This window comes from Mesorhizobium sp. M7A.F.Ca.US.014.04.1.1 (assembly GCF_003998745.1).
Classification (GTDB): domain Bacteria; phylum Pseudomonadota; class Alphaproteobacteria; order Rhizobiales; family Rhizobiaceae; genus Mesorhizobium; species Mesorhizobium ciceri.
In genome coordinates this window covers 4,761-11,880 of the sequence record NZ_RZRW01000128.1, presented here as the reverse complement: position 1 = coordinate 11,880, position 7,120 = coordinate 4,761, and the positions used below count along the sequence as shown (strand labels likewise).

Sequence of the window (7,120 nt, the reverse complement as noted above, 5' to 3'; positions counted from 1 at the left end):
ATCGGAGCCGGGCGAGACGCGGTCGTAGGGCAAGCAATCCCAGGCCGGCAGTTCCAGCACCGGCAGGCCGGGGGCCGCGAAGGACAATGCCTCGATGATCGCCGGCAGGCGCTGACCGTCGCGCGCGACGAACAGAACCGGCTTGTCGGGCGCGATCTCGAGCGCCGCCTGCACCAGCGCAAAGGCTTCGTAGCCGTCGGCGACGCCATCGACGATGAACTGACCGGCGCGGCCTTTCGGCAGACCGATGGTGGGAATGAGGCTCATGAAATCACGGTCTTGTTTCATCGCAATTCCGAACGGAAAACCGCTTCGTTACTTTTCCTGGAATTGCTTGTGTTCAGAATGTCAGAGAGCGGCGGAAAGCCAGGATCTTTCGCAGGACGGCACAATCGATATCGGCCGGAACCGGGCGTTCGCCGGTGACCATGGGCAGGAATTCGGTATCGGGAATGTCGAGGAGCCTCTCATATTGGTCGATTTCCTCGTTGGTCAAGACGCCGATCTCAGCGTCGGCGAAAGTGCCGAGGATCAGGTCCATCTCGCGCATGCCGCGATGCCAGGAGCGAAACAGAAGCTTGCGGCGGCGCACGTCCAGCCCCTCGCTTGATCTCGTCGTTCCGGTCATCGTACCGCATCCTTGCTTGCTGCGGCGCATATAGCGTGGATAGAAGGGGCTGTCAGCCTTGCGCTGCCGCCGTCGCAACATAAGCTGACATCATGCGCCCGACCATCCTCGATCCCTTGTTTGTCCCGATTACGTCGCTTGCAGGCGTCGGACCGAAAGTCGGCGCGCTGATCGAGAAGGTTGTTCCGGCCGATCTCGGCGACCGCGCGGCGCGTGCCGGCGATCTTCTGTTCGTGCTGCCGCACACCGTCATCGACCGGCGCAGTCGGCCTGGTATCGCGGGATCCGCGGAAGGCCAGATCGTCACGCTCGATGTGCGCATCGACCGCCACCAGCCGCCACCGCGTGGCAACAGGTCGGTGCCCTACCGGGTCTTCGCCCATGACGATACCGGAGAGATCGCGCTGACCTTCTTCCATGCTCACGCCTCCTATCTCGAAAAGGCGATGCCCGAGGGCGAGCATGTCGTGGTCTCGGGCCGCATGGAATGGTTCAACGGCCGCCCGAGCATGGTCCACCCCGACCATATTGCGCTGGCCAGCGAAGCGGAAAACCTGCCGCTGGTCGAACCGGTCTATCCTCTGACAGCCGGGCTCTCGGGCAAGGTGCTGCGCCGGGCGATCGGCCAGGCGCTGACGCGCGTGCCTGAATTTCCCGAATGGCAGGACGGCGCCTTCATGCGGCGGCACACCTTTGCGGCCTTTGGCGATGCGCTTGCCCGCATCCACAATCCGGCCGACCCGATTGACGTCTCCATCGATGGTGCCGCCTGGCGGCGGCTCGCCTATGACGAGTTGCTGGCGGGCCAGGTCTCGCTGGCGCTGGTGCGAGCGAAAGTCCGCAGGCTGTCCGGGCGACCCCTGGTCGGCGACGGCCGCATCGTCGAAAAACTGCGGGCCGCACTGTCCTATTCGCTGACATCAAGCCAGGAGTTTGCGCTGGCCGAAATCAATGCCGACCTCGCCGACCCAGAGCGCATGCTGCGGCTTCTGCAGGGCGATGTCGGTTCCGGCAAGACTGTCGTCGCGCTGCTGGCCATGGCGCGTGCCGTCGAGGCCGGCGGCCAGGCAGCCTTGATGGCACCGACCGAAATCCTGGCGCGCCAGCATCTTGCGACCATCACGCCGCTTGCCGCCAAGGTAGGGCTTCGCATCGCCATCCTCACCGGTCGCGAGAAGGGCCGCGAACGCGCGGATACGCTGGTCGGCCTGGCAACCGGCGAGATCGACATCGTCGTCGGCACCCACGCGCTGTTCCAGGAGACCGTCACCTTCAAAGACCTCGTCTTCGCCGTCATCGACGAGCAGCATCGTTTCGGCGTCCATCAGCGGCTTGCCATCACCGCCAAGGGCGACGCGCCAGACATGTTGGTGATGACGGCCACTCCTATCCCGCGCACCCTGGTGCTGACCGCTTTCGGTGACATGGACGTGTCGAAACTGACGGAAAAACCGGCCGGCCGCCAGCCGATCCGTACCGTTACGCTGCCGCTCGAGCGGCTCGACGAACTGGTCGCCCGCATGGTGGACGCCGTCGCCGGCGGCCAGAAGATCTACTGGATCTGTCCGCTGGTCGAGGAATCCGAAGAGATCAAACTGATGTCGGCCGAAGACCGCTTCGCCTCGCTGAAACCATTGTTCGGCGATCGCATCGGTCTCGTTCACGGCCGCATGAAGGGTGCCGAGAAGGACGAGGCGATGCGCGCCTTCAAGCAGGGCGAGACACGCATCCTGATCGCCACCACCGTCATCGAGGTCGGCGTCGATGTGCCGGACGCCACCGTCATGGTCATCGAGCATGCAGAGCGCTTCGGCCTGGCCCAGTTGCACCAGCTGCGCGGCCGGGTCGGACGCGGTGACAAGCCCTCCTCATGCGTGCTGCTCTACAAGGACCCGCTCGGCGAGACCGCAAAACGCCGGCTGTCGGTGATGCGCGAGACCGAGGATGGGTTCCTGATCGCCGAGGAGGACCTGAAGCTGCGCGGCGAAGGCGAATTGCTGGGCACCCGCCAGTCGGGCACGCCGGGCTTCCAGGTGGCTCGCATCGAGGCGCATGCCGACCTTCTGGAGGCCGCCCGCGACGATGCCAGGCTGATCCTGTCACGCGATCCGGAGCTGCAATCGCAGCGTGGTGAGGCGTTGCGCCTGCTGCTTTACTTGTTCGGTCGCGACGAAGCCGTGCGGCTTCTGCGCGCCGGCTGAGCCAGGGCGGCAACCGAAGGGTTGGCGAGCATCCCTTCGATCGGCTCGCCATTCACGACAACCATTTGCTTTACTTCGGGCGCCACCAGACCGGCGGAGACGATCAGCTTGGCGCCATCCTCGATCGTCATGTCGAGCGGCACGATGTCCGACTTCGGCACATACATCAGGAAGCCCGTGGTCGGGTTTGGCGTGCACGGCATGAATACGGCGATCAGCGGATCGCCTTCCTGGTCGAGCTTCTGGTTGATCTCGGTTTCCTTTTCACTGGCGACGAACACCAGCGACCACACGCCCTTGCGCGGATATTCGACCAGCCCGACCTGGCGGAACATGTCACCCTTGTTCGACAGCACGGTCTCGAAAATCTGTTTCAGCGAGCCGTAGATGCCGCGCACCAGCGGCATGCGGCCAAGCAGGCGCTCGCCGAAATTGACGATGGCGCGGCCGACGATGTTTGCCGTCAGGAAACCGATCAGCGTGATCAGGATAAGCGCCACGATCAGTCCGAACCCCGGCACCGGAAACGACAGGTAGGTGTCAGGGCTGTAGCGGGCCGGAATATAAGGCTTCACCCAGGAATCGACCCAGCCGATGAACGACCAGGCAATGTAGGCGGTGATCGCCAAGGGCGCGCAGACGATGAAGCCCGTGAGGAAATAGTTCCTCAGCCGGGTCATGCCGGAGGTCTTGGGAGCGTCGGACATGGTTCACCGGAGCGCGGGTTGCAGCGCAACATTAGTGAACCGGACGAAGCTTTGGAACTGCGAAGTTTTTAAAGAGCCGATTATGCCGCTACTTCCAACGGCTCAATCTTCTCGAGCTCCGGCGCCAGCTTTCTGGCTTCGGTTTCAAGCTCATAGGCCTGTTGAAAATTCATCCAGAATTCGGGCGTGGTGTTGAAAAATCTGGCGAGGCGAAGAGCGGTATCGGGAGTCAGGCCGATCTCTTCCTTGGCAATGCGTTCGATACGGGTGCGCGGAAGGTTGAGCTTTTTCGCCAGCGCGCCTGCACTCATGCCGAGCGGGACGAGATATTCTTCACGCAGGAATTCTCCAGGATGAACTGGACGTGCGAACTTCGATGCCATTCGGCCCAACCTCCGGTCTGGAAGGCAAAACCTATTCCACCGTCACCGATTTCGCCAGATTGCGTGGCTGGTCGACGTCGGTGCCCATGAACACGGCGGTGAAATAGGCCAGCATCTGGATCGGCAGCGCATAGATGATCGGCGAGATGATTTCGGGCACATCCGGCAGCACGATTGTTTCCATCGTCTTCACGCTCACCTGCGCCGCGCCCTTGCTGTCGGTGATCAGGATGATCTTGCCGCCGCGCGCCGCCACTTCCTGCATGTTGGAAACGGTTTTCTCGAAGATCCGGTCATGCGGCGCGATGACGATGACAGGCATGTTCTCGTCGATCAGCGCGATCGGCCCATGCTTCAGTTCGCCGGCTGCATAGCCTTCGGCGTGGATGTAGGAGATTTCCTTGAGTTTCAACGCGCCTTCCATGGCCAGCGGGAAATTGGTGTCGCGGCCGAGATAGAGCACGTCCTTGTAGCGCGAGAGTTCGCGCGCGATCCGCTCGATCTGCTCTTCAAGCTTGAGCACCTGGTTGGCGTAGCGCGGCGCTTCCGAAAGCGCGCGCACCAGGGTTTTCTCCTGTTCCTTCGAAATCATACCGCGCGCCACGCCGGCGCGCACCGCAAGCGCGGCCAGCACGGAAAGCTGGCAGGTGAAGGCCTTGGTCGAGGCGACGCCGATCTCGGGTCCGGCAAGCGTCGGCAGCACGACGTCGGATTCGCGCGCCATGGTCGATTCGCGCACATTGACGATCGCGCCGATCTTCATGCCGGCTTTGCGGCAATAACGCAGCGAGGCCAGCGTGTCGGCGGTCTCGCCCGATTGCGAGATGAAAAACGCCGCATCGTTCTTCGACAGCGGCATTTCGCGGTAACGGAATTCGGAGGCGACATCGATGTCGACGGGCAGGCGCGCGTAGCGCTCGAACCAGTACTTGCCGATCAGGCCGGCCAGATACGCCGTGCCGCAGGCCGAGATCGCCAGCCGACCAATTTTGGCGAAGTCGAACGGCAGGTCGAGCGGCTTCGACACTCCGGAGACGAAATCCACGTAATGCGCCAAGGTGTGCGAGATCACCTCGGGCTGCTCATGGATTTCCTTTTCCATGAAATGGCGTCGGTTGCCCTTGTCGACCATGAAGCTGGTCGACAGCGACTGCTGGCGTTTGCGGTCGACCTTTGTGCCGTCAATGTCGAAGATGGTGACACCGCCACGGCGCACCACCGCCCAGTCGCCATCTTCCAGATAGGTGATCGAATTGGTGAACGGGGCGAGCGCGATGGCGTCGGAGCCCAGGAACATCTCGCCATCGCCATGGCCGACGGCCAAAGGCGGACCGTTGCGGGCGCCGACGATCAAATCCTCGTCGCCTTTGAACATGATCGCCAGCGCAAAGGCGCCTTCCAGCCGCTTCAGCGCCTGGTGCGCGGCTTCGACCGGCTTCAGCCCCTTGGCGAGTTCGCGGGCCACCAGATGCGCCACGACCTCGGTGTCGGTCTGCGACGAAAAAGAATAGCCGTCGCGGACCAGTTCGTCGCGCAGTTCGGCGAAATTCTCGATGATGCCGTTGTGGACGATGGCGACGCCGTCGGAAAAATGCGGATGCGCATTGCTCTCGTTGGGCACGCCATGCGTCGCCCAGCGCGTGTGGCCGATGCCGATCGTGCCATCGAGCGGCTCGTCCTTGAGCCGGCGCTCCAGGTTGATCAACTTGCCTTCGGCGCGGCGGCGGGCGAGTTCGCCACGCTCGATGGTCGCGACGCCGGCCGAATCATAGCCACGGTACTCCAACCGCTTCAGCGCATCGACGATGAGCGGCGCAACCTGCGAGTGGCCGACGATTCCAACGATACCGCACATGCAGAAAGCCCCCGATTCCCCGGAAAACCAGCGCTATTTAGGGATGGCCAGCCTGCCGTGGAAAGTCACATTGCATTTCGTCCCGTATAACGGAACGCTCATTCTGTCGATGCACCATGACAGGCCGCTCTTGCAATCCGGTTACTGCAATCGTTCGGTTTGCGGGCTGGTCTTACTTTTTCTTCGCCGCCGCCGCCGAAGCAAAGCGCTCGCGCAACTCCTTGCCCTTGCCTGGAATGGTCTTCTGGCGGGCGCGGCCGAAGGCCAGCGCGTCGTCGGGCACGCTTTCGGTGATCACGCTGCCTGAGGCGATGTAGCCGCCCTTGCCGATGGTGACAGGCGCCACCAGCGACGAATTGGAGCCGACAAAAGCGCCCTCGCCGATGTCGGTGAAGAATTTCGAATAGCCGTCATAATTGCAGGTAATGGTGCCGGCGCCGATATTGGCCCCAGCACCGACACGGGCGTCGCCGATATAGGTCAAATGGTTGACCTTGGCGCCCTCTTCGATAACCGCCTGCTTGACCTCGCAGAAATTGCCGACCTTGGCCTTGTTCCTGAGATCGGCGCCCGGCCGCAGCCGCGCGTACGGCCCGACATCGCAATTGGACGCAATGGTGGCGCCCTCGATATGGCTAAAGGCATGGACCTTGGCGCCCGTGGCAATCTTCACGCCCGGACCGAACCAGACATGGGGCTCGACGATCGTGTCAGTGCCGATCTCGGTGTCGTGCGAGAAATACACCGTCTCCGGCGCGATCAGCGTCACGCCCGACAGCATCGCCTCATGCCGCCGGCGCGCCTGCCAGATGGCTTCGGCTTGCGCCAGTTCGGCGCGGTTGTTGATGCCGAGCGCGCTTTCGAAACTGGCTTCGGTGGCCACGACATCGAGGCCTCGCGCACTGGCGATCTCGACAATGTCGGTGAGATAATACTCGCCCTTGGCATTCTTGTTGCCGACCTGATCGAGCAGCGCCAGCGCATGGGCGCCGGCCACCGCCATCATGCCGGCATTGCAGAAGGTTATTTTCCTCTCCTCCTCGGAGCAGTCCTTCTCCTCGCGGATGGCAATCAGCTTGCCGTCCTTTTCGATCAACCGGCCATAACCAGTCGGACTGGGCGGACGGAATCCGATCACGACGACGGCAGCGCCTTCAGCCAGTTTCAGCCGCGCCACGGTCAGCGCATCTGCGTCGATCAGCGGCGTGTCCCCAAACATCACGAGAATATCGTCATAACCCTTTGATATCGCATCGCGCGCGGCAAGCACGGCGTGCGCGGTGCCAAGGCGCTTTTCCTGCACGAAAGTCTCGGCCTTGGGCGCGAACTTTGCCGCCGCCTTGCGC

Annotated in this window: 7 protein-coding genes; 1 reads left to right on the top strand and 6 read right to left on the bottom strand. The window is 62.7% G+C overall.

Translation table 11 applies throughout. From position 1 onward, the window contains the following. Both EOA22_RS11530 and EOA22_RS11525 read right to left on the bottom strand, forming a co-directional pair. The coding region (locus EOA22_RS11530; protein ID WP_164755369.1) for a hypothetical protein at positions 1–267 on the bottom strand (267 nt) is incomplete at its 3' end. A gap of 73 nt (positions 268–340) precedes the next feature. Further along, the gene (locus EOA22_RS11525; RefSeq protein WP_013531907.1) at positions 341–628 is read right to left on the bottom strand and encodes a succinate dehydrogenase assembly factor 2; all 288 of its coding nucleotides are present in this window, start codon (positions 626–628) and stop codon (positions 341–343) included. 92 nt (positions 629–720) lie between these two features. Here EOA22_RS11525 and recG point away from each other — a divergent pair, with 92 nt between their 5' ends. Beyond that, positions 721–2,829, top strand: a complete 2,109-nt coding sequence (recG, locus tag EOA22_RS11520; RefSeq protein WP_024503566.1) for an ATP-dependent DNA helicase RecG — start codon at positions 721–723, stop codon at positions 2,827–2,829. Here the strand turns inward: recG and EOA22_RS11515 are convergent. The 4 genes from EOA22_RS11515 to glmU form a co-directional block, all read right to left on the bottom strand. After that, the gene (locus EOA22_RS11515) at positions 2,781–3,536 is read right to left on the bottom strand and encodes a DUF502 domain-containing protein (protein ID WP_024503567.1); all 756 of its coding nucleotides are present in this window, start codon (positions 3,534–3,536) and stop codon (positions 2,781–2,783) included. The two genes, recG and EOA22_RS11515, sit on opposite strands and share 49 nt — an antisense overlap. Positions 3,537–3,616: 80 nt before the next feature. Beyond that, positions 3,617–3,919 (bottom strand): HigA family addiction module antitoxin, encoded by a 303-nt coding sequence (locus EOA22_RS11510; RefSeq protein WP_027161478.1) that lies wholly within the window; start codon positions 3,917–3,919, stop codon positions 3,617–3,619. A gap of 31 nt (positions 3,920–3,950) precedes the next feature. Beyond that, positions 3,951–5,774: a glutamine--fructose-6-phosphate transaminase (isomerizing) gene (gene glmS, locus EOA22_RS11505; protein WP_063167904.1), complete on the bottom strand. Its 1,824-nt coding sequence runs from the start codon at positions 5,772–5,774 to the stop codon at positions 3,951–3,953. Positions 5,775–5,946: 172 nt separating this feature from the next. Then, positions 5,947–7,120, bottom strand: a 1,174-nt coding sequence (gene glmU / locus EOA22_RS11500) for a bifunctional UDP-N-acetylglucosamine diphosphorylase/glucosamine-1-phosphate N-acetyltransferase GlmU (RefSeq protein WP_245478618.1), incomplete at its 5' end; no start/stop codon positions are given.

Excerpts from the sequence above, each read along its gene's own strand:
- glmS (WP_063167904.1), bottom strand. The coding sequence starts at position 5,774 with ATGTGCGGTATCGTTGGAATCGTCGGCCACTCGCAGGTTGCGCCGCTC.
- EOA22_RS11515 (WP_024503567.1), bottom strand. The coding sequence starts at position 3,536 with ATGTCCGACGCTCCCAAGACCTCCGGCATGACCCGGCTGAGGAACTAT.
- EOA22_RS11525 (WP_013531907.1), bottom strand. The coding sequence starts at position 628 with ATGACCGGAACGACGAGATCAAGCGAGGGGCTGGACGTGCGCCGCCGC.
- EOA22_RS11510 (WP_027161478.1), bottom strand. The coding sequence starts at position 3,919 with ATGGCATCGAAGTTCGCACGTCCAGTTCATCCTGGAGAATTCCTGCGT.
- recG (WP_024503566.1), top strand. The coding sequence starts at position 721 with ATGCGCCCGACCATCCTCGATCCCTTGTTTGTCCCGATTACGTCGCTT.